Here is a 22,330-nt window from a genome sequence, read left to right as displayed (position 1 = left end):
GGCGGGCGCCGCAGTCTCGGCAAAGGGGGCGTAAGGTCGGAACGGTTTGGGACACGATGCTGGCAATCGGCTGCGGTGCGGACGGGCAATCAGCCGCTTTACTGGTTGCGGCTTGAGCCTTGCAGAATAGCGCTGATAAAGGCGGCCGTCTCCTGCCAATCGCCGCTTAGAAGATCGATATGGCCGGCCATTTCGGTGGCGTTCAGAAACCTGGTATCGGCAATGAACTGGATCTGGACAGCGGACGGCAGCGTCGCGTGGACGGACGCGTGGTTGGTCGGGCTGTCGTCGATGAAGACCACCGGTTCCGGGCGGCCGCGTGACAGGGCCGCGACGGCACCGCCCTTGGGACCAGAATTCGTCAGCAAGGGAAAGGAGATGTCAAATCCGGACAGAAGTTTTTCCCGCACGGGCTTGTTGTGGCCACCGGGCAGGTTTGTCAGCAGGATCACGTCCCAGTCCTCTGCCAGTGCATTGAGAGCGTCGCCCGCACCGGGCACCATATCCTGATGATGGCTGACCTCATCGAAGAACTCGAGAAGAAGCCTGCGAACCTCATCGGATGACAGTGGCTGCCGATTGTCCTGGTGGCCGATGTTGCCGGTCAGTCTGTATTCGTATTTCAGGAAAGCCAGATCGCGCGCATGAAGATAGTCTTCCAGATGCGCGATCAGATGCAGAACGACTTCATCGACATCGCAGATGATCAAGGGACGGCTTGAAGCTGGCAGCTTCTGGATCTGGCTCAGAACCTCGGGAAGAACCTGCGTCGGCTCAGGCATAGTCTTCGTCTCCACCGGCGATTGCGTAGCGCGCCGCCGCCATCATTGTCGGTCGTATGCCGGCATTTTCACAAAAGGCAAGCAGGAGCGCCTCGTCCATCATGTAGAACTCCAGCACCCCGGCCAGAAAGCCAGGTTCACCCGCGGCTTCTCGAATCATTTCCGGCCCAATTCCGGAAAATGCGAGAAACCTACCGATCTGTTCCGGATCCCGGCTGAGTTGCAGAAGGGCTTCAGTGGCAATTCCTTGTGCCTCTTCAACGGACAATGACTTACTCTGCATATTTTTCATTGTGTTTTTTTGCCTTTCTGAAACGATTCCGGGTTAGAAGAAATTTAAAGTGGACCGGGGAAGGGTTCTACCGCGGACTAAATCGTGCTGCGAAGATAAAATGGGACCGGCAAGTTGCCGGGTAAAGGGCCGGACATATGGCAAAATCCGTGTTGATCGTCGAAGACAACGAGCTGAACATGAAACTGTTTCATGATCTGCTCGAAGCGCACGGCTATAATACATTGCAGACCCGGACCGGCATCGAAGCGTTGCAGCTGGCCCGTGAGCATCATCCTGATCTCATCCTGATGGATATTCAGCTTCCGGAAGTTTCAGGACTTGAGGTCACCAAGTGGATCAAGGAAGACGAGGACATCGCGTCCATTCCGGTGATCGCGGTGACGGCTTTCGCCATGAAGGGTGACGAGGAACGCATCCGCCAGGGGGGCTGCGAAGCCTACATTTCCAAACCGATCTCGGTCGCAAAGTTCCTGGAAACAGTCCGCGCCTATCTTGGCGAAGCATAACGAGCGACCCGGTGCCGGGGTGCAACTGGCAAAGTTTTCCGCAAAGGTTTCACGGTTGAATGGCGCTGCCATCTGCCGAAATACAGCGCGAATCGCAAATCCTCACGCTCACGCGCCGTTCATATTAAGGTTACGGATTTACTAAGACCGCATTGTTCCTGTGCATATTTTGCGGAATATATTGCAATCAGGCAACATTCAGGTAGGGTGACCCGCAGGTCAGGGTTTTCCCTGATCGCCTCTATGGCGCGGCCAAAAACACTTAGGCGTCATAACAGGCGAGAAAGTTTCCCCTCGGAGTGCTCAGGTCCGCCGCATCTCCTGGGTCCGTGGGGCAGGTCGGCAGGGAACCGGCCGAAGAGTGGCCTCCTCGAATGCCGTGTTCCCGCCGACCACTAATTTTTCTGGTGAAAACATTGAAGCAGTGTCAGCAGTCATGCTGAAACTGCTTCGTCGTGGCTTTTCATAAGCAGGCGTCGCCTTGGCAGGCGCGCGTCACGACAGCGAACTGAAGCGGCAAAACTCCAGCAATTCTTTCTGTCAGACATCAAAAAACCCGCCGTTTCCAGCGGGTTCTTGAAAGATCGTCTGAAACCGGATCTTACTTGATCTTGGCTTCCTTGAACTCGACGTGCTTTTTCGCAACCGGGTCGTATTTCTTTTTGACCATCTTCTCGGTCATCGTACGGGAGTTCTTCTTGGTGACATAGAAGAAGCCGGTGTCAGCCGTGGAGAGGAGCTTGATCTTGATTGTTGTCGCCTTGGCCATGGCCTTGGATCCTGTTCTCTGTTGTCGGGCAAAGAGTTCTTGCGGCCAGATGGCTGGCGATGAATCTGCCCCAATGTCTGAAATCAGCGCGCAACCTACTCATCGCAGCGCGAAAGTCAAGCACTTGCTAAGGTCTGGCTGCCTTTTCGAGCCATCTCAGCCATTCTGCCGCAGGGCTGTCAGAGCCTCCAGTATCGTATCGACCGACTGGTCCACTGTCAGAGCGAAGCTGTCCAGTTGAAGACGGTGTTCCGTCCATGGTTCGTAGGCATGATTTTGAACCTCAGACCAGCGGGGCGGGAGCAGCCCATCGATCTCCGAGATCCGGTTCTCGACGCGATTGCGGTGTTCACGCTCATCCAAACAGACGATTTCGACATTCAATAGTGCTGCCCCGGCAGACTGCGCGGTGTTCGCCCACATTTGTCTGGAGGCGGCAACCGGGTTGACCGTATCGGTAACGAGTTTGTGGCCAAGTTCCAGATTACCGACGGCGATTGCAGCAAGGGCAAGATAGCCGGCATCTTCGGGGGCATGGAGCTTCAAGGCACTACGCTTCAGCGCAGTCTCAACGGAAACGACGCGCAAGAGAACTGCGGGCAGGCTTCGACATAGTGTCTTGGCAATGGTCGACTTGCCGACGCCGGGCAAGCCGGAAAGCGAAATCAGGAAGGGCATATCTCGAAATACACCTTCGTGCGCCGTAAGCCCGCGATGCGTTGATCGGAGGTGACCCTAAAGTTCTTGCTTCACGAAGCCGCCCTTGCGGAAGAAATAATACGGTACCGGAGTTGTGGGCAAAAGGTCCGGGTCTTTGGCCAGTCTGCCTTCAAGGTCCGTCAGGATCTTGTTTGTGATCATCGGCAGCTCTTTTTGCCGTGCTTCTTCGATGGTCAGCCAGGCACAATCTTCCAGTTCACCGGACGGCCCCGTACCATCGGGCAACCTGTCGGCAATAGCATCCGCCCAGACGGCCAGAAAACGGGTGTCGAAGCGCCGCGGGCGTTGCGGTGGGGTGATGGCCCTCGCAATCATGCGCAGGCCACCCAGGTCCGGCTGTATGCCGCGCTCGGCAAAAGCCTCAAAGCCGGTACCAAGGCGAAGATTGTTCCCTTGCGTCGGACGGCCAATGAACAGCCCGGCCTCTTCATAGGTTTCCCGAATGGCCGCCAGCGCCAGCGCGCGAACACGCGCGGCCGATTTGGCGTTTTTCAGGTCGCGTCTCAGCTTGGCCTCGACGTCCGGATGATAGGGAAGCACATCGGTAATGCGGGAATCGGAGACATCCACCCGGCCCCCCGGGAACACGAATTTGCCCGGCATGAAGGCATGGCGCATATGGCGGCGGCCCATCAGAAGCTTGACCGGGCCCTGGCCGTCACGGTCCAGAATGAGCAACGTTGCGGCATCTTTGGGACGGATATAGGGGTAATTTCCGGCTTTTTCGTCTTTCGCCAGCTGCTTTTCGAACGAACCGCTCATGTGATCCTTTCGGAAGGAACCGGAATGGGGGGCGTGTCGTCTTCCGCATCCGGGTCGAAACCATGCATGTAAAGCGCCCATTGCAGTCCGATCAGCGCTCCCTTGATCGGCCGCAGCAGCGACAGCGACAGGATCAGCGTCAGCGGCACCCAGAGAGACATATGGATCCACAGCGCGGGATGCCACAACACTTCCACGGCCAGAAGCGCAGGGACGATGATGTGGCCCACAATGGTGATTGTGAAATAGGGCGGTGCGTCGTCCGCACGGTGGTGATGGAATTCCTCACCGCATTGAGTGCAGGCATAGTGTGGCTGAAGAAAGCCTTCGAACAACTTGCCTTCGCCGCAGTTCATGCATCGGTTGCCTGCTCCACGCAGCACGGCCTGCAGAACGTTGCGTTTCGGCTTTTCGGAAGCCATGTCCGGCGTTTCCAGTTTGTCGTGCAGTTCATAGCGGACCGTCACGAAGACCTCCTTCGACCCTGTTTCTTCGGTGAGGTCTTGCCGCGTCCGCCCTTGGGCGGTCCGCGCCGCACCTTGGGCGCGGCTTTCCGGATGCGTTTGCCGGCAATGCTGCCGTGGCTCTGCATCTCGAATGTCAGAGCACCGGCAAAGGGGGCTGCTTCCACCAGCCGGACCTCCACTTGATCGCCAAGTTGGTAGGTCTCGCCGGTTTTGTCACCTATCAGGGCATGCGACCCTTCGTCATAGCGGTAATAATCAAGGCCGATGGTCGAGGCCGGTACGAAGCCGTCAGCGCCAGTGTCCGACAGACGAACGAACATGCCGGACTTGACCACGCCGGCAATCCTGCCCTGGAAAGTCGCGCCGATCTGGTCGCTCATCCAAAGGGCGATCAGACGGTCGATGGTGTCGCGTTCGGCAAGCATGGCCCGCCGTTCTGCGGCCGAGATCTCGGCGCCGATGGCTTCCAGCTTTGTCTCGAAGCCTTCCGGCAGACCGTCCTTGCCAAGCCCGAGCGCGGATATCAGCCCGCGGTGAACGATAAGGTCGGCATAACGGCGGATCGGTGACGTAAAGTGCGCGTAGCGCCTCAGGTTCAACCCGAAATGGCCGATGTTCTGTGGTGCGTATTCTGCCTGGGCCTGGCTGCGCAACACCACCTCGTTGACGAGGTGCGCCTGGGGCGTGTCCTTCACCTTGGCCAGAATGCCGTTGAAGGCGGATGGGCGAAGGCCCCCGGAAGAAGGCAGCTTCATGTTCAGCGTCGACAGGAAGTCTTTCAGGCTTTCCAGCTTCTCCGGCGTCGAGGCATCGTGGATGCGGTAGAGCAGGGGTGTTTTCTTCCGCTCCAGCGTTTCGGCGGCAGCCACGTTCGCCTGGATCATGAATTCTTCGATCAGCTTGTGCGCGTCGAGACGCTCCGGAACATAGACATGGTCGACTGTCCCGTCCGGTTTCAGCTTGATCTTGCGTTCCGGCAGATCCAGTTCCAGCGGTTCGCGCGCCTCGCGCCCCTTCTTCAACAGGTCATAAGCTGCCCACAGGGGCTTCAGGACGCCGTCGAGCAAGGTTTCGGTCTTCTCGTCCGTGGTGCCGTCAATCGCCTTCTGGGCCTGCAGATAGGAGAGCTTCGCTGCCGAGCGCATCAGCACCCGGTGGAAAGTGTGCCCGGTCTTGCGGCCGGTCTTGTCAAAGATCATCCGCACGCCGAGCGCCGGCTTGTCTTCCTTTTCTCTCAGCGAGCAGAGCTGGTTGGAAATCCGCTCGGGCAGCATCGGAATAACCCGGTCGGGAAAATAGACCGAGTTGCCGCGCAGGTTCGCTTCCCGGTCCATGGGAGAGCCGGGCGTGACGTAATGAGCGACGTCCGCGATGGCCACATAGCAAATGTAGCCACCTTCGTTGGAAGGGTCGTCGTCTGCCTCGGCGTAGACGGCATCATCGTGGTCTTTTGCGTCTGGCGGGTCGATGGTAATCAGCGGCACCTGCCGCCAATCCTCACGCTTGCCGAGTTTTTCGACCGGCTGTGCGCTCTCTGCCTGCGCCTCGACGGCTGCCGGGAAGACGTGCGGAATGCCGTGCGATTGCAGGGCGATTTCCGAAACCGCCTTTTCCGAATTCATCGAGCCGAAGCGCTCGACAACGGCGGCAAGCGGATGGCCATAGCGGCCGGAGCGCGTCACCTGAACGCTGACAAGATCGCCGTCGTCGGCGTCCTTCAACTCACGCGCATCGACATCAAGTTCCCGTTGCTTGCGATCAATCGGTTCGAGGTAGGGCGGGCGGCTGCCGTCCCGTTTCCGGAGAATGCCCAGGATTGCACCCTGACGCTTTTCGAGAACCCGGATGACGCGCGCCACGTGATCTGTTTCAGGGCTGCCTTCGGCCTCTGTCAGGCGAATGAGAGCCCGGTCACCGAGGCCGGGTTGGGTCGACTTGGTTTTGCCGGTCAGGACAAGAATTTTCGGCGGTGCACCGATCTCATCATCCCAGTCGACGGGCGTTGCGATCAGCTCGCCGTCCTTGTCGCGTGCGATCAGGTTGGCGACAAAAACAGGCGGCAGGTCGCCCGGACGGATCATGCGCTTGTTGCGCTTTTCCATGAGACCGTCGTCGGCCAGGTCCTTCAGCATCTTTTTCAGATGGATGCGGGCGCCGCCGATAATGCCGAAGTGGCGGGCAATCTCGCGCTTGCCCGCGCGGCCCGGATTGTCGGCAACAAACGCGAGAATATCCTCGCGAGAGGGCATTTCACCCGGAGTTTTGGTGTGTTTTCGATTGGTGTGCTTGCGCGTGTTAATCCGTTTTGCGCTCAACTCGCATCATCCCAGGGCACCTCATCTGACGACGCATCGACCTTTGCCTTTGCAGAAGACTTGGACGCCGTCTTCTTGGTGGCCGTCTTTTTGGTTGCCGTTTTCTTCGCAGCCGGTTTCTTGGCGGCCGCTTTCTTCTTGGTGCCACCCTTGGAGGCTTTCGCCGCGATCAGCTCGACCGCCTGTTCCATCGTGACAGTTTTGGGATCGGTGTCCTTCGGCAGTGTGGCGTTGATCTTGCCGTGTTTGACGTAGGGCCCGTAGCGGCCGTCATACACATTGATCGGGCCGCCTTCGGAGGGATGCTCGCCGAGTTCCTTCAGCGGCGTTGCCGCCGCACCGCCACGACCACCACCCTTGGCACGTTTTTGCGCCAGCGCATCCACCGCACGGTTGATGCCGACGGAGAATACCTCTTCCGGCGCGGAGAGGTTCGCATAAGTGCCTTCGTGCAACACGAACGGTCCGTAGCGTCCGATCCCGGCCGTGATCATCTTGCCGTCTTCCGGGTGCGGACCGACCTCGCGCGGCAGCGACAGAAGCTGAAGCGCCTTTTCAAGGTCCATGTCCGCCGCGGACCAGCCACGGGGCAGGGACGACCGTTTCGGCTTGGCTTCCTCGCCCAACTGAACGTAAGGGCCGAAGCGGCCGTTGCGCAGGGAAACATCAAGACCGGTATCCGGATCGGTGCCGAGAACCTTCGGACCGTCGTCGCCTTCTCCATCTTCACCGCTCGGTTTGCCGAGCTGCCGCGTGAAGCCGCATTCCGGATAATTGGAGCAGCCGATGAAGGCGCCCCATCGGCTGACCTTCAGGGAAAGCTGGCCGTTGTCGCAAGACGGACACTTGCGCGGGTCGGAGCCGTCTTCCTTCGCCGGGAAGATATGCGGCCCGAGCAGCTCGTTCAGGGCGTCGATCACATGAGCAACGCGCAGATCCTTGATCTCGTTGACGGCGCCGGAAAAGCCGGTCCAGAAATCGCGCAGCACGTCGAGCCAGGACAGCTCGCCAGCGGAAATCTTGTCGAGCTGTTCTTCCAGACTCGCGGTGAAATCGAATTCGACATAGCGCTGGAAGAAGCTTTCCAGGAACGCAATAACGATGCGTCCCTTGTCCATCGGAACAAGCTGCTTCTTGTCGAGTTCGACATAGTCACGGTCACGAAGTGTCTGAAGCGTCGAGGCATAGGTGGACGGCCGGCCGATGCCGAGCTCTTCCATCTTCTTGACGAGGCTCGCTTCGGTGTAGCGCGGCGGCGGGGTCGTGAAATGCTGCGAGGCTTCGATTGCCTGCGCGGCTCCATCGACCGAGGCGGCTGTCAGGGCAGCGCCTTCGTCGACAGCCGGCAGACGCTTGGAGTTTTCGTCTTCCTCGTCGTCGCGGCCTTCTTGGTAAAGTGCAAGGAAACCGTCGAAGCGGACAACCGAGCCCGTGGCACGCAGGTTGGCGCGCTTTCCGGATCCGTCAGCAAGGATTTCGATGGTGGTCCGTTCCAGCACCGCCGATTCCATCTGCGACGCCATGGTCCGTTTCCAGATCAGCTCATACAGCTTGGCTTGATCCGGATCCAGGAAGCGGGCGACATCCTTGGGATGGCGCGAAAGGTCCGTTGGCCGGATCGCTTCGTGCGCCTCCTGGGCATTCTTTGCCTTGGACGTGTAGACGCGCGGCTTCTCGGGAACGTATTTGTCGCCGAAATCCTTGGCGATTACGGAGCGGGCCGCGTCAATTGCTTCGCCGGCGATCTGGACGCCATCGGTACGCATATAGGTGATGAGACCGGAGGTCTCGCCGCCGATTGCAATACCCTCGTAAAGCTTTTGCGCTACCTGCATGGTGCGCGAGGCCGAAAACCCGAGCTTGCGCGAGGCTTCCTGTTGCAGGGTGGAGGTGGTGAAGGGGGCTGCCGGATTGCGCTTGGCCGGTTTTGACGCAACGCTGTCGACCTTGAAGCTGGCGCTTTCCAGCATGGTCTTGATCGCGGTGGCTTCCGCTTCATTGTTGATATCGAGACGGCCGATCTTTTTGCCGTCGAACCCGGTCAAACCAGCCTGGAACATATCCCCGGTCGGCGTCTTCATGTTGGCGAAGATCGACCAGTATTCCTGCGGCTTGAAGGTTTCAATCTCCATTTCCCGGTCGCAGATCAGCCGCAGGGCGACCGACTGTACGCGGCCCGCGGAACGGGCGCCGGGCAGCTTGCGCCACAGGACGGGAGACAGGGTAAAGCCCACGAGATAGTCAAGGGCGCGTCGGGCGAGATAGGCGTCGACCAGCGGCGTATCCAGCTGGCGCGGATTGTCCATCGCCTCAAGGATCGCTTTTTTGGTGATCGCGTTGAAAACCACGCGCTCGACCTGCTTGTCCTTCAGCACCTTCTTCTTCTGCAGCACTTCCAGAACGTGCCACGAAATCGCTTCCCCTTCGCGGTCGGGGTCAGTCGCGAGAATGAGGCGGTCGGCATCCTTGACCGCATTGGCGATTTCAGTGAGCCGCTTCTGCGATTTCGCATCCACTTGCCAGCTCATGGCGAAATTGTCGTCCGGCAGCACCGAGCCATCCTTGGCCGGCAGATCTCGCACATGGCCATAGGAAGCCAGAACCGTATAATCGGAACCGAGATATTTGTTGATCGTCTTGGCTTTCGCCGGCGATTCCACAATGACGACGTACATTCTTACCCAAATTTTTTTGCCGGATACGGTGCCCCCGTCCGGTAGAGAAGGTGATCTAAGTGCTATTTCGGTGGCGCAGACGATCAAGGATCAAGCGCCGCCTGTCAAATGGACCTTTGATCCTTCCGGGTCAAGCGGTTCGGTCCAGATATGGGTTATCCACTGAGATTCAAGGAAAATCGGACCCTTACATCAAAGCGGAGATTTTGTTGCCGCGATGTCTTTCAAGCCGTCCGGCGAGTTCGAGTTCCAGAAGAACGACGTGAACGGATCGTGCGTCGCCATCGGCAAAGCGGATCAATTCGTCCATATCCACTGGCGTCGGACCCAGTGCGGCCAACACACGCTCACGCAATTTTTCGTCCGGGTCGGATCGGGTCAGCGGATGGGTTTCGCCGTCTTCACGGAACTGTCTGCCGAAGGGAAGGGTGGGCGCCAGGCGGCCACCGAGGCCTTCCAGAACATCGTCGGCGGTGGAGACGAGCGTAGCGCCTTGCCGGATCAGCCCGTTGGCGCCTTCGGAACGCGGGTCGAGTGGAGACCCGGGCACCGCGAAAATGTCTCTGTTTTGTTCCAAGGCATAACGAGCGGTATGGAGCGAACCGGAGGCCTTCGCAGCTTCAATGACGATAACCCCAAGGGAGAGACCGGAAATCAGCCGGTTGCGCCGTGGAAAATCCCGACTGCGCGGTTTCCAGCCCAAAGGCATTTCGCTGATGACGGCACCGCCTGTTTCGAGCACTGCCGCGAGCAGCCGGTCGTGTTCTGGCGGATAGAGCACATTGATGCCTCCGGCAAAGACGGCGATGGTGCCGGTTTGCAGAGAGGCTTCATGGGCGGCGGCGTCGATCCCGCGGGCAAGGCCGGAGACAATGGAGAAGCCCTCGGCGCCAAGGCCCTGGGCAAACCGTGCGGCGAGTTTCCTGCCGGAAAGCGAAGCGTTTCGCGCGCCGACAATGGCCATCATGCGCTCGCGGGTCAGCGCGGCTGCGCCGCCCTTGACGGACAGGAGCGGCGGCGGGCCATCGATGTGCCGAAGGTGCTGTGGATAGTCGGGCTCACTGAGACCAACGAGCCGGGCTCCTATCCGCCTGTGGGCCTCCAACTCGGCTTCTGCATCTTCAACGGAACAAATCCGGCCAGCCTTGCCACCACGCCGGGCAAGATCGGGAAGCAGCTCAAGCGCTCTTTGGGCGGTGCCTGCATGTTTGAGAAGTTCGGCGAATGTGACAGGGCCAACGTTTTCCGAGCGGATCAGCCGCAACCACGCAAGACGCTCGGCCTCGCAGAGGTCGGCCGGTTTGTTGTCAGCAATGGAGGTCACGCGCTTTCGTCACCAGTCGCCAGTTTCGATTTTGCACCGATCTTGCTTTCGTCGCCACGCAGCAGCCTGCTGATGTTCTCATGATGCTTGGCCCATAGCAGAACCGACAGCAGCACGAACATCTGTGCGATCTGAACCTCATGGAAGACGAAATACAGAAGGAGAGGGGTCAACAAGGTCGCCGTGAGCGCAGACAGCGAGGAGTAGCGGAACAGAAAAGCCATGCCGATCCAGATGCCTGCAGCCAGCAGGAACATCGGCCAGAACAGGCCAAGCAGAATGCCGAGATAGGTCGCAACGCCCTTGCCGCCCCTGAACTTCAGCCAGACAGGGAAGAGGTGCCCGAGAAACGCTCCAAGTCCTGCAATCAGGGCCATTTCCTGGCCATAGAAATGATTGACGATCAGAACGGCAACGGTGCCCTTCAGTCCATCGCCAAGCAACGTTGCGGCGGCCAGTGACTTGCGCCCGGTGCGCAGCACGTTGGTGGTGCCGATATTGCCGGAGCCGATATTGCGGATATCGCCAAGTCCGGCCATGCGTGTGAACAGCAGGCCGAAGGGAATCGAACCGAGCAGATAGCCGAAGGCAAGAACGCCGAGATAATATGGCCAGGCAAGCGCCCAGCTGATCGGTTCAGGCACGCGATACTCCAATGACGTGCATAATTAAAAGCCACCGCAATGTAACGGCATGGCGGCCCGGATCAAGCCCGCCAGCCGTGAAAAGAGTGTCTTTGCAGGGAAATAGACCCGGACCTACTGGGACAGCTTGTATTTTTCCGCTTCCACCAGAAGCGACCCGAATGGAAGAAAGATACTGGCCCTGAGCGGCACCAGATACGGCTTGTCACCGACGGGAGCGAGCCAGACTTCCATGGACTTGTTGGCCGCGAGTTGCTGGATCGACTTGCGCTTCGGCCTGTGCCCCGAAATGGGTTCGTACCGGACGCTGCAGACAAGGACATCGCCCTTGAACCGGCCGTCCGACGTTCTGGCGGTCTTGCGGGCTTTGTAGCGAAGGTGAACGTCATAGCGTTCCTTGCCGTCGAATATGCGCAAGGTTCTGTTGCAGCTTTCTTTCGAAAGCCCTTTAGGAGCGGGCAGAACGGCGGCTGTCAGGGGATCAAGAACGCCCTTCAGATGCGCCGCTGTGACCTTCACCCGTTCTTTCATCCGGTCCTGCGGTGGCTGAACCGAAACATCGTCGACAGAACCTTTGCGCATCCGCATGGCTATGGTCCCGGTCTCGTCTTCGCTTTTCAGGTCAAGATCGTAGCGGGCCGGCTCCAGATCGAACGCATTGGCGGTTCCCGCCGCTTCAACGGTGCCTTTGCCATCGGACACCAGCCGCCCGAAGGCCGCGGTCTGGCCATTGGCGCTGACGGAATAGGACTTGCTGTCGACATCCAGCGACAGAACGCCGGATCCGATGGGCAGTCCCAGGGCATAAAGCTTGTATTTCATGTAGAGATCTGACGCCGAAGCGCTGCCGGTGAACAGCGCGGGTATCAGAAACGCGAGGGCAATCAGACGCATCTGCATGTTCCGTTCGAATTTCCGTTCGCGCCAAATTCAGGGAGAATTGTGGCGCGAACAGGATCAAGGAACGAACGGAAACAAGCGCAAAGACTTGCTTATGCGTAGTTGAAAACCGTTTTGCCGCCGACAACGGTTCGAAGCACCCGTCCGGAAAAGCGGGCGTCTTCAAAGGGTGAATTCTTCGAGCGCGACTTGATGGCGCTCTTTTCCAGAACCCACGGACGCTCGGGGTCGAACACGGTCACATCTGCCGGAGCCCCTTTGGAAAGACGTCCGGTCTCCAGTCCGAGGCGGTCTGCCGGGCGGCAGGTCATGGTGCCAAGCAGGGTGACAAGGTCGACCTGTTCGGAATGATAGAGCCGCAAGGCGGCCGCCAGCAGGGTTTCCAGGCCAATGGCGCCGTCTTCTGCTTCCGCCCACGGATGACGTTTTGTTTCCACGTCCTGAGGGTCATGGTTGGAACAGATGATGTCGATGGTGCCGTCGGCAACCGCAGCAATCATCGCCTGCCGATCGTCCTCGTCGCGCAGCGGCGGCGCCATCTTGAAGAACGTCCGGTAGGCGCCGATGTCGTTTTCGTTGTGTGTCAGATGGTTGATCGAGACCCCGGCCGTGATATCCAGCCCCTTCGCCTTGCCGGCCCGGATGACGTCGGCGCTGTCGGAGGTGGAAATAAGGTTTGCGTGGTACTTGCCCTTGGACATGGCGACCAGGCGCAGGTCCCGCTCCAGCATGATGATTTCCGCTTCGCGCGGCACACCGGAAAGACCTTTCCAGCTAGCATTGAGGCCAGCGTTCATGACCCCGCCGGCAAGATCCGGATCTTCCGTGTGATGGATCACCAGCGCGTTGAAATCGCGGGCATAGGTCATCATCCGGCGCATGACCTGAGCGTTCTTGACCGACTTATGACCGTTGGTGAAGGCGACGGCACCGGCTTCCTGCAACAGGCCGATCTCGGCCATTTCCTCACCCTTCAGACCCTTGGTCAGGGCTGCCAGGGGCAAAACGTTGACGATGGCGGTGTCGCGTGCCCGGCGCAGGATGAAATCAACCAGCGCGGGATCATCAATGATCGGGTCCGTGTCCGGCATGGTGCAGATCGTCGTCACGCCGCCGCTGGCGGCAGCCTGGGAAGCGCTGGCCAGCGTTTCACGGTGTTCAGCGCCCGGTTCCCCGACAGAGACGCAGAAGTCGATGAGGCCGGGACAGGCAATCGCTCCCTTGCAGTCGATGATTTCAGCGCCGTAGGGCGAGCCCTGGTTGGCGGCTTCCGGCCCGGCGGCAAGAATGGTGCCGTCTGCAATGATGACCGATCCGGGCGCGTCCAGATCACGTGCCGGGTCGATCACTCTGGCGTTGGAAAGAACCAGAGGCTTGGGTGTGTCGTATGCCACGTTACTTGTCCCCTGGATCAGTTGTTCGGCAGATTGGCGGCAAGGGCTTCCAGCACGGCCATGCGTACGGCGACCCCCATTTCCACCTGTTCGCGAATAAGGCTTTGCGGGCCATCGGCTATCGAGGCGTCGATCTCGACACCGCGGTTCATCGGCCCGGGGTGCATGACAAGGGCATCGTCCTTGGCATAGGCCAGCTTTTCCGCATCCAGCCCGAAGTAGCGGTAATACTCTCGAACGGAGGGGATGAAGGCACCGTTCATGCGCTCGCGCTGCAGACGCAGCATCATGACGATGTCCGCCCCCGCCAGGCCTTCCTTCATGCTGGTGAAGACCTCGACGCCCATCTTGGCAATGCCGGACGGCAGAAGCGTGGTGGGCGCGACGGCTCGGACGCGCGCTCCCAGTGCATTCAGAAGAATGATATTGGAGCGGGCAACGCGGGAGTGGGCGATGTCGCCACATATCGCGACGGTCAACCGCGCAATCTTGCCCTTGTGTCGCCGGATCGTCAGCGCGTCGAGCAGGGCCTGGGTCGGGTGCTCATGCGGACCATCGCCGGCATTCACCACGGAACAGCCAACCTTGCGCGCCAGCAGATGCACCGCCCCGGCTGCATGGTGGCGGACCACCAGAAGGTCGGGATGCATCGCATTCAGCGTTGCAGCCGTGTCGATCAGCGTCTCGCCCTTTTTCACCGAGGACTGGGACACTGCCATGTTCATCACATCCGCCCCGAGCCGTTTTCCGGCCAGTTCGAACGAACTTTGGGTGCGGGTGGAATTTTCGAAAAAGAGGTTGATCTGGGTTCTGCCCTGCAGGACCAGCCGTCGTTTGCTGATCTGGCGGGAAACCTCGACGGCTTCTTCCGCCCGGTCCAGAAGGCCCAGAATTTCGTGGGGGTGAAGGCCCTCTATGCCCAGCAAATGACGATGGGGGAAAGGGCTGTCTCGATGGGTGTTGCTCGCGGTCATCGAGATCATCCCTATAAGGGTGAATGCGTCCTTCGACAAGCCAGGAATACACATGATACCCGCTGTCCACACGCATGCTAAATATTTGATCGATTGGACAAAGTTTTAGCCTGCGCCGTGCCGCAGCCTGAAGGGCTCGAAAAAGATGCCGCCGGGCGATCTCACCGGGGGCTCAAAATGCCTCAGTCAGGTGACAAGCAGCAGCGTGAGCGGGAGAGTCAGGGTTGCGGCCAGGGTCTGAAGCGTGATGATTTCGGCCATCAACTTGGCATCACCGCCCATCTGGCGAGCCAGCAGATACGAATTGCTCGCGCAGGGCACCGAGCTTGCAATGATGACGATGACCAGCGCAGGGCCGGAGACACCCAGGACACTTGCAAAGCCAAGCGCAATCAGCGGCATGAACACTGGCCTCAAGAACGTGCCAAGGGTGAGGGCCGGTCCAGGTCTGCGCAGCGAGCCGAGGTCGAGCCCGGCGCCAACGCAAATAATGCCGATGGGGAGCGCCGCTCTGGAAAAAATTTCCAGCGTGTCGTTGATCACGAACGGCAGGCCAAGCCCGCTCACATTCATGATGCCGCCTGCGCCAATCGACAGGATGAAGGGATTGGTGAAAAGGTCTTTCAGGATCTTCGTAGCGTTTGGAGTTGTCCCGCTGGCGTAATGGGACAGCACCAGAATGCTGGCCACATTGAGCACGGGGATCATGAACACCATCGCGACCGCCAGCATGGCCAGCCCGGTTTCGCCGGCGACATTATCGGCGATTGCAAGTGCGATCATGGCATTCCAGCGCAAGGTGCCCTGAAAGATGGAGGTAAAACGCGGTGCGGCAATTCCCCAGACCCGTTCCAGGGTGGTGCGCGCCAGCAGTAGAAGCAGCGCCATGACCAGGATGGAGCCAAGCAGAGCTCCGCCCATGTTGAGTGTCGGAAAGCTGTTGAAATCCGCTTGCGAGATGGTGCGAAACAGCACGGCGGGGAACAGGACGAAATAGGCAAGCCGTTCGACACCGCGCCATTGCTCACCGGTGATCAGACCGGTACGGGCGATCAGGTAGCCGGAGGCAATCACGAGGATGACCGGCATCAGGGCGGCAAGTGTGGTCAGCATGTATTCGGCTTTCGCGTTCGACAGGCCTTGAAACAACGGCCTGTGCCCGGCAGTGGTGGGATCAGGTGTTATCTAAGCCCATAAAGCCGAGTCGGTCCAGAAAGCCCTGCAGGATGTAGGCAGCAGCCATCTTGTCGACCACATCCGCCCGTTTCGCCCGGCTCGTATCGGCTTCCAGCAGGGTTCGTGTCACTGCCGCCGTCGACAGACGCTCGTCCCAGTAGGTGATCGGAAGGTCTGTTTTCTGCGAAAGATTGCGGACAAAGGCGCGGGTTGCCTGGACGCGCGGCCCCTCGCTGCCATCCATGTTGAGTGGCAGACCGAGCACGATGCCGCCGACGCCCTTCTTGGCGCAGATGGCAAGCAGTTGCTCCGCATCCAGGGTGAACTTCTTGCGGCGGATCGTCTCCATGGGCGAGGCGATGCCACGACCGAGATCGGAGAGCGCCAGACCGATGGTCTTGGTGCCGAGATCAAGACCGATCAGGCGTGTGCGGTCGGGCACCGCGGCCATGAAGTCTTCCAGAGAAAGTGCGGAGTCATTTGCCATTCGGCGGCTTTAGCAGGGCTTTCAAAAATTCGCCAGAAAAACCGTAACCAGCCCTAACTCCGCTCGCCTGCATGACCGTGTTCGGCAATCTCCAACGCGCTGGTCGGGTCGTCGCGTAGATCCGCCGACAGGAACTGCGCCGTTTCCGGCACGGCGACGTGGAAATCGGTCTCCAGATGCAGTTGCGCGGTGAGACGCTGCGCAGCCATACCGATCAGGTGGCCGCCCTTCGTCCGGTCTTTCGAGATGAAATGCAGATGATACCCGGAAATTGCCATTGTCTTTGCATGTCCGGGCGACCAGAAGCCGACGAGGGTTCCATCGATATCGTCAAAGGCGAATTCGCTCTGGTGGCCTGTCGCGGCGACAAGATTTTCGCCGGGTGCGGCCTTGCAGGCTGCGCGCAATTCGATCCTGTCGAAACAACCGTCAATGCGGATGCCGACGAAGAAATTCTCGGACGGGCGCAACCTGTCAAGCCGCTCTTCCAGGTCGGCCTGGCTGCGGACTGTGTCCAGGTCGACCTGGTGTTCCGGCGTAAACTTGGTGACCGTCGCAAATGGCGTCAGCGCCGTGTCGGGCGCTTCCACGACCACGCCGCCGGCACGCGCCTGATAAGCATGGCCTTCGAACAGGATCATCTCACCGTCGAGATCCTCAAAGGTGCCGAGTCCGAAATCTCCGTGCCGCTTCATTTCCGCAATGGTCGCACATCCCTTGAAAAGGCCCTTGGTGATTGCGGTGCTCGTAGACACCTGAAACACCGTATGGTGATCGATGTCGAAAGCGCTTGCGAGTTTTTCCTGGACGATATGCGAGAGACTGTGTCCGGTCCGCTGCCTTTCTGCCTGCAGTTCAAGCCAAAGGCTGTTGGAAATTCGGCAATTGAGATCTCGGTACATGGGGCCCCCGGGCTCGTTGGCGTCGGACACGACAAGTTGCTGCCACTATACCCGCAAAGCCCGGCTTCAGAACCCGATGGCAATACGAAGTTGCCCTTCCCAGACGTCCAGCCCGTTCTGGCCAAGGCTGAGGTAGCCACCCTTGGCATCCAGTGTCACGTTTTCTGAGAGAAGGGCGGTCGCCCCGCCGCGCAGTGTAAAGCTCCAGGCCGAGGCGGTGACAAAATTCAGCTCGTCATCAAGGATCTTGCCGTCGTTCGGCCGCAGATATTCATAGACAGCGCCTGCTTCCACATAGGGCTGGATCAGAAACCTGTCCTGCAAGGTGAACTGCCGGCTGAACTCGGTCGAAAGCTCGACGGTGCCGAGAGAAGTGGCATTGCCTGAAATGGGAACGCTGACGGCCCTGTTGCGAATTGTCCCGTTCAGATCGTAACCATCTGAAAACAGGCGATTGAAGGTCACGGTTGCCTTGGGGCGCACCTGAATGTCGCTCAGGGCATATTGACCGTGAACGCTGAAAACCGCGCCAAATTCATGCGTGTTGTAGTCACCGCTCAGAACTGAAATATCCGATTGGCTGTTTGAAAAGCCGTAGCTGAGCGAGCCATCGACCGCCCAATGCTGAGACAGGCGCGCAGCGACATAGGGGCCGATCTCGAATCCTTGAGTATCGATTTTCAAGGCGGAATTGAAACCGTCGGTGTTGACGGTTTCAAAGGTCACCGACAAACCGGCAACAATATCGTCGGTCAGTTTGCGGTCGGCGCCAATTGCTGCGGTCCCGCTGAGGGTTTGAAAGTCCCTGCCGAAACGCCGGTCGTCGCTGTAGACACCGGTCACCGTGCTCCAGCCGTTCCAGAGTGTCGGTTCGAGAAGATCCCGGCCCGGAGTGATCGGAACTTCCTCCTGTTCTTGAAGACGCCCGGCGGCCAGCAGCTGTTCTCTGGTGCAGAACGCCTGTTCGCTGGCAGCTTGTGTCTCGTCGGCTGAGCGTGGATCGACGCAGTAACTGATCACCTGACCATCGGCTCGTCTCACAGGCACGAAACCGGCCGGAAGGCCAGGTTGATTTGGATTGCGACCTCCAGGTGGCAGAGTGCCGATTGGTGGTGTGACCGTGCCCGGTCCTCCGGGTGCGCCAGGCAGGCCACCGGATGGGGGAAGTGTTCCGATGGGTGGTGTTATGCCTCCTGGAGCTCCCGGCAACACGCCGGACGGTGGCACCACCCCTATCGGCGGAGTGATTGCCCCTGGGCGTCCGGGAGAAAACCCACCCGGTGGCAGTGTCCCGATTGGCGGGGTAATACCTGACGGCGGCAAGGTGCCTATGGGCGGGGTGATCCCGCTTGCGGGTGGCGAAACAGGGCCCGGTCGGCCGGGCATTACGCCGCTTGGAGGCAGGATCGCAATTGGAGGAACCGGCCTTCCGAAATCCGGAAACAGCCTGCCGATGGGAGGCTTTATCAGGCTGGGTGGCTTGATGTTTTCGGGGAGCTGAAAATCGCGTTTCTGATTCTGCGTATCAATAAGGCAGTCAGACCCGCCGTCGACGCCGTAAAGCTTGTGGGTGCCGCCGTTTCCGGTCGAAACAACCGGAGACGTGGAAAGGTGCAGCCCGGTGCTGGAGCGCGACCAGGTGTCGACGGTCTGATTGCCCTGGGCGGCATCAAGCCTGTAATCCCCTGCAACGGTTCCGGAAACCCAGATCGAACGGCTGTCGGACTTGTTCGTCCCCAGGAAAAGCAGACCGCCATCGTTCTTGCAATTGGCGGCAAGGGCAGGTGTCGAGAGACTGCTCAACAGCAGCACAGCCGGGAAGGTAAGTTCCTGCCACACACTTCTCCAACGCTCCCGCATCGGCGATCCTCCTCATTCGCAAGAACCCGCTGCGTCAGTTTGGAGTGAAGAAGGAGTGGAATCTAGCACAGGTTGTCGAAATAGATGGGGCGTTGCCTGAATTGCACAGTCGCCTAGTGAATAGTCGCGATATCTGTTCACACTCTTGCAAGGCATCGTGAGTGCAATCGGCTTGTTGAGAGCCGTCCCGGACTGATAGGGTCCGCTTCAACTTGTCCTGAAACTAGGAGACCTCAATGAAACTGACCTGGTACGGCCATTCCGCCTTCAAGATCGAAATTGACGGCGCATCCATCCTCTTTGATCCTTTTTTCACCGGAAATCCGGCCTTTCCGGAGGATCTGTCAGTCGATCAGGTTGCAGAAGGCGTAACTCATCTCATCCTGACACACGGTCACAACGATCACATTGGCGATGCTGTCGACATCCTGAAAAAGACCGGCGCGCAGCTGACAGCAAATTTCGAGATCTGCATGTGGGCAAACCGGCAAGGTATTGAAAACATCAGTCCCATGAACACTGGTGGCAAGGTGAACGTCGGTCCGTTCAGCGTCGCACTGACACGGGCCGATCACTCGTCATCCTTCCAGGGCGGCGAAGAGGCCATCTATCTCGGCAATCCTCATGGCGTTATCGTAGAGGCGCCCGGCGAAAAGGTGCTCTATCACGTCGGAGACACCGACATTTTCTCCGACATGGCCCTGATCGACGAGATCTATAAGCCGAAGATTGGGCTCGTTCCAATCGGCGATCGCTTCACGATGGGTGGCAAATCGGCTGCGCTTGCCTGTACCCGCTTCTTCAACTTCGATACAATTGTCCCCTGCCACTTCGGCTCGTTCCCGATCATCGATCAGACGGCGGACACGTTTATCGAGGCAATGGGGACCAGTGCGCACAAAGTGCAGCAGATAAAGCCGGGCGCCGTGCTTGAACTCTGATCGCAACAATTCGAACCAGAAGCTGAAAATGACACGCATTTCCCTTTCCAAAATTTCCGTCGGCATATTCACGCTGGCGCTTCTTGCAAGTGCTCCCGTGTTGTCAGCAGACAAGTCGATCACGCCTGATGGAAAACCGGCCCCCTCCAAGCCGCACGCCAAGCCTGGATCCAAGGCAGCGCAGGAAGAAGAAGCGGCGTCGAAAACACCCTACGCTACGGTCCGAGATGTTTTTTCCGGGGATGAGACGATTGCGGGCGAAAAGATCACCTTTCCGCAGTCGAACCCTTCGGTAAAGGCCATCGAGATCACGATGGAGCCGGGTGAAGTTACAAAGTGGCATCAGCATCACGCGCCGCTGTTTGCCTATGTTCTTGAGGGTGAAATTACAGTCACTTACGAGGAACTCGGCAAAAAGGTCTACCGGGCAGGCGAGGGTTTGCTGGAAGCAATGGACGTCACCCACCGAGGGCAAAACACCGGAGAAGCACCAGCCAGGATTCTGGCCGTCTTTCTGTTGGGGGATGACGGTGTGGCCACGGTTGCCGAAGACAATCCCGGAGCAAACAAGAACAAGGTCGAATGAGCGCGGGAAACCGCGCCATTCTTCTTCTGTACATCCATTGATTGAGATGCTCAGTTGCGGTTGTCATAGCAACTGGGGACGGCGAACTTTCTGTAAATTATCGAAAAACCTTGTCACGCCTGAAAACTGACCTAAGGTAATGTTAGGCTGCGGGCTGGAAGCTGCAGGACCATGCCTGCAATCATAAGGCGCAGTCAAAACAACCATTCGGGTGGGAGTTTTCATGAGCCAATTTCGCATTTTGCCGCGTTGGAGCGCGGTGGTTCTCGGTCTTGCGGCCGCTTTTGCCGTAACACTCCAGACAAGTCAGGCACAGGAAGCACAGAAGCCGAATATTCTCGCCATCTGGGGAGATGACATCGGCACCTGGAACATCAGCCACAACAACCGTGGCATGATGGGCTACCGAACGCCCAACATCGACCGGATTGCGCAGGAAGGCATCGCCTTTACCGACTATTACGCCCAGCAAAGCTGTACAGCCGGCCGGGCCGCCTTCATAGGCGGCAATGTGCCGGTGCGAACCGGCATGACGAAGGTGGGGCTGCCGGGTGCCGAGCAGGGCTGGCAGGAAACCGACGTTACCATGGCAACCATCCTGAAGGCGCAGGGCTACAAGACCGGCCAGTTCGGCAAGAACCACCAGGGAGACCTGGACGAGCATTTGCCGACGAACCACGGCTTCGATGAGTTCTTTGGCAACCTCTACCATCTGAATGCGGAAGAAGAGCCGGAAAACCGGGATTACCCGGGTGACATGGTGCTGGCAAACGGCAAGACCTTCCGCGAGCAGTTCGGTCCGCGCGGTGTGCTCCATACCTGGGCCAACGAAGATGGAACGCAGAAGATTGAGGACACCGGTCCCCTGACAAAGAAACGCATGGAAACCGTCGATGACGAGACGCTGGCGGAAGCCAAGCGTTTCATCCGCGAAGCGGTGGAGGAGGGCGTTCCCTTCTTCGTCTGGTGGAACGGGACCCGCATGCATTTCAGAACCCATGTGAAGGCAGAGCACACGGGGATTGCCGGTCCAAGCGGAAATCCCTACCACGACGGCATGGTTGAACATGACATGCACGTCGGTGAGCTTCTCGACCTGCTGGATGAACTCGGCATCGCCGACAACACGGTGGTGATGTATTCGACGGACAACGGCCCGCATTTCAACACCTGGCCGGATGCTGGCACGACGCCGTTCCGCAGCGAAAAGAATTCCAACTGGGAAGGGGCCTACCGTGTGCCGACCTTCGTTCGCTGGCCTGGAGTCTTCCAGGAAAACGTGACCTTGAATGGTATTGTCGCCCACGAAGACTGGTTGCCGACCTTTGCGGCCATTGCGGGGGCGCCGGACATCAAGGAACAGCTTCTTGAAGGGGTTGAAATCGGTGGCCGGACATACCGCAACTACATCGATGGGTATGACCTGAACGCCTACCTCAAGGGCGAGGCCGAGGCATCGCCGCGTCATGAGTTCTGGTACGTCAACGACGACGGCCAAGTGGTAGCAGCCCGATATGACGACTGGAAGGTTGTGTTCCTGGAAAACCGCGGGCAGGCGTTTGGTGTCTGGCAGGAACCGTTCACCGAACTCCGTGTGCCGGCGATCTTCAACCTGCGCCGGGATCCGTTCGAGAAGGCGCAGCACAATGCCAACATCTATTTCGACTGGTTGCTCGACCGGGCTTTTGTGATCGTACCGATCCAGGGGCTGGCGGCTCAATTCCTGCAGACGATGCAGGAGTATCCACCGAGCCAGAGCCCGGGTTCCTTCAATCTGTCCGCGATCGAGGAAAAGCTGAAGTCAGGCATGAGCGGCAGTAACTGAGCCTTGTGCTGATCATCAAGAAAAAG

The 22,330-nt window shown here is 59.0% G+C and carries 21 protein-coding genes; 4 read left to right on the top strand and 17 right to left on the bottom strand.

Features of this window, described 5'->3' with window-relative positions:
* Positions 1–98 precede the first annotated feature (98 nt).
* A complete protein-coding gene (locus tag FMN63_RS27560) occupies positions 99–782 on the bottom strand; it encodes an HAD family hydrolase (protein WP_148587248.1) in 684 nt (227 codons plus the stop codon).
* Positions 775–1,065: a DUF3572 domain-containing protein gene (locus FMN63_RS27555; RefSeq protein ID WP_286192778.1), complete on the bottom strand. Its 291-nt coding sequence runs from the start codon at positions 1,063–1,065 to the stop codon at positions 775–777. The genes FMN63_RS27560 and FMN63_RS27555 overlap by 8 nt, the downstream gene beginning before the upstream one ends.
* 146 nt (positions 1,066–1,211) lie before the next feature.
* On the opposite strand from FMN63_RS27555, the gene FMN63_RS27550 reads away from it, so the two are divergent.
* Positions 1,212–1,583 carry a response regulator gene (locus FMN63_RS27550; RefSeq protein WP_006934912.1) on the top strand — a complete coding sequence of 124 codons (372 nt, stop codon included), beginning with the start codon at positions 1,212–1,214 and terminating at the stop codon, positions 1,581–1,583.
* 601 nt (positions 1,584–2,184) lie between these two features.
* Here the strand turns inward: FMN63_RS27550 and rpmG are convergent.
* The 15 genes from rpmG to FMN63_RS27475 form a co-directional block, all read right to left on the bottom strand.
* The gene (rpmG, locus tag FMN63_RS27545; RefSeq protein ID WP_055676652.1) at positions 2,185–2,352 is read right to left on the bottom strand and encodes a 50S ribosomal protein L33; all 168 of its coding nucleotides are present in this window, start codon (positions 2,350–2,352) and stop codon (positions 2,185–2,187) included.
* A gap of 156 nt (positions 2,353–2,508) precedes the next feature.
* Positions 2,509–3,030 (bottom strand): P-loop nucleotide/nucleoside kinase family protein, encoded by a 522-nt coding sequence (locus FMN63_RS27540; protein ID WP_148587246.1) that lies wholly within the window; start codon positions 3,028–3,030, stop codon positions 2,509–2,511.
* 57 nt (positions 3,031–3,087) lie between these two features.
* Positions 3,088–3,834 carry an NUDIX hydrolase gene (locus FMN63_RS27535; RefSeq protein ID WP_148587245.1) on the bottom strand — a complete coding sequence of 249 codons (747 nt, stop codon included), beginning with the start codon at positions 3,832–3,834 and terminating at the stop codon, positions 3,088–3,090.
* Positions 3,831–4,301 (bottom strand): DUF983 domain-containing protein, encoded by a 471-nt coding sequence (locus FMN63_RS27530; RefSeq protein WP_286192777.1) that lies wholly within the window; start codon positions 4,299–4,301, stop codon positions 3,831–3,833. Before FMN63_RS27530 ends, FMN63_RS27535 begins: the two co-directional genes overlap by 4 nt.
* Entirely contained in the window at positions 4,298–6,550 is a 2,253-nt protein-coding gene (rnr, locus tag FMN63_RS27525; RefSeq protein WP_148587244.1) for a ribonuclease R, read from the bottom strand. The genes FMN63_RS27530 and rnr overlap by 4 nt, the downstream gene beginning before the upstream one ends.
* Before the next feature lie 62 nt (positions 6,551–6,612).
* Positions 6,613–9,291 carry a type I DNA topoisomerase gene (gene topA, locus FMN63_RS27520; protein ID WP_148587243.1) on the bottom strand — a complete coding sequence of 893 codons (2,679 nt, stop codon included), beginning with the start codon at positions 9,289–9,291 and terminating at the stop codon, positions 6,613–6,615.
* A gap of 187 nt (positions 9,292–9,478) precedes the next feature.
* Positions 9,479–10,615: a DNA-processing protein DprA gene (gene dprA / locus FMN63_RS27515; RefSeq protein WP_148587242.1), complete on the bottom strand. Its 1,137-nt coding sequence runs from the start codon at positions 10,613–10,615 to the stop codon at positions 9,479–9,481.
* Positions 10,612–11,259 (bottom strand): glycerol-3-phosphate 1-O-acyltransferase PlsY, encoded by a 648-nt coding sequence (gene plsY / locus FMN63_RS27510; RefSeq protein WP_148587241.1) that lies wholly within the window; start codon positions 11,257–11,259, stop codon positions 10,612–10,614. Before plsY ends, dprA begins: the two co-directional genes overlap by 4 nt.
* 114 nt (positions 11,260–11,373) lie before the next feature.
* Complete coding sequence (locus FMN63_RS27505) at positions 11,374–12,153, bottom strand: DUF3108 domain-containing protein (RefSeq protein WP_162530126.1); 780 nt, start codon at positions 12,151–12,153, stop codon at positions 11,374–11,376.
* 98 nt (positions 12,154–12,251) lie between these two features.
* The gene (locus FMN63_RS27500; protein WP_148587239.1) at positions 12,252–13,553 is read right to left on the bottom strand and encodes a dihydroorotase; all 1,302 of its coding nucleotides are present in this window, start codon (positions 13,551–13,553) and stop codon (positions 12,252–12,254) included.
* A 17-nt stretch (positions 13,554–13,570) separates the two neighbouring features.
* A complete protein-coding gene (locus FMN63_RS27495) occupies positions 13,571–14,527 on the bottom strand; it encodes an aspartate carbamoyltransferase catalytic subunit (RefSeq protein ID WP_148587238.1) in 957 nt (318 codons plus the stop codon).
* Between the two features lie 186 nt (positions 14,528–14,713).
* Complete coding sequence (locus tag FMN63_RS27490; RefSeq protein WP_148587237.1) at positions 14,714–15,640, bottom strand: AEC family transporter; 927 nt, start codon at positions 15,638–15,640, stop codon at positions 14,714–14,716.
* Between the two features lie 61 nt (positions 15,641–15,701).
* A complete protein-coding gene (ruvX, locus tag FMN63_RS27485) occupies positions 15,702–16,190 on the bottom strand; it encodes a Holliday junction resolvase RuvX (protein WP_148587236.1) in 489 nt (162 codons plus the stop codon).
* A 53-nt stretch (positions 16,191–16,243) separates the two neighbouring features.
* A complete protein-coding gene (gene budA, locus FMN63_RS27480) occupies positions 16,244–17,092 on the bottom strand; it encodes an acetolactate decarboxylase (RefSeq protein ID WP_148587235.1) in 849 nt (282 codons plus the stop codon).
* Between the two features lie 66 nt (positions 17,093–17,158).
* Complete coding sequence (locus tag FMN63_RS27475) at positions 17,159–18,952, bottom strand: autotransporter domain-containing protein (RefSeq protein WP_148587234.1); 1,794 nt, start codon at positions 18,950–18,952, stop codon at positions 17,159–17,161.
* Positions 18,953–19,188: 236 nt separating this feature from the next.
* Between FMN63_RS27475 and FMN63_RS27470 the strand changes: the two genes are divergently transcribed.
* The 3 genes from FMN63_RS27470 (at position 19,189) to FMN63_RS27460 (ending at position 22,304) form a co-directional block, all read left to right on the top strand.
* Entirely contained in the window at positions 19,189–19,893 is a 705-nt protein-coding gene (locus FMN63_RS27470; RefSeq protein ID WP_148587233.1) for a metal-dependent hydrolase, read from the top strand.
* Between the two features lie 28 nt (positions 19,894–19,921).
* Positions 19,922–20,479 carry a cupin domain-containing protein gene (locus FMN63_RS27465; protein WP_148587232.1) on the top strand — a complete coding sequence of 186 codons (558 nt, stop codon included), beginning with the start codon at positions 19,922–19,924 and terminating at the stop codon, positions 20,477–20,479.
* Between the two features lie 223 nt (positions 20,480–20,702).
* A complete protein-coding gene (locus FMN63_RS27460; RefSeq protein WP_148587231.1) occupies positions 20,703–22,304 on the top strand; it encodes an arylsulfatase in 1,602 nt (533 codons plus the stop codon).
* The last annotated feature ends 26 nt before the right edge of the window (positions 22,305–22,330 follow it).

This window comes from Stappia sp. BW2 (assembly GCF_008107695.1).
Lineage (GTDB): Bacteria > Pseudomonadota > Alphaproteobacteria > Rhizobiales > Stappiaceae > Roseibium.
This window is presented reverse-complemented; position numbering and strand designations above follow the sequence as displayed.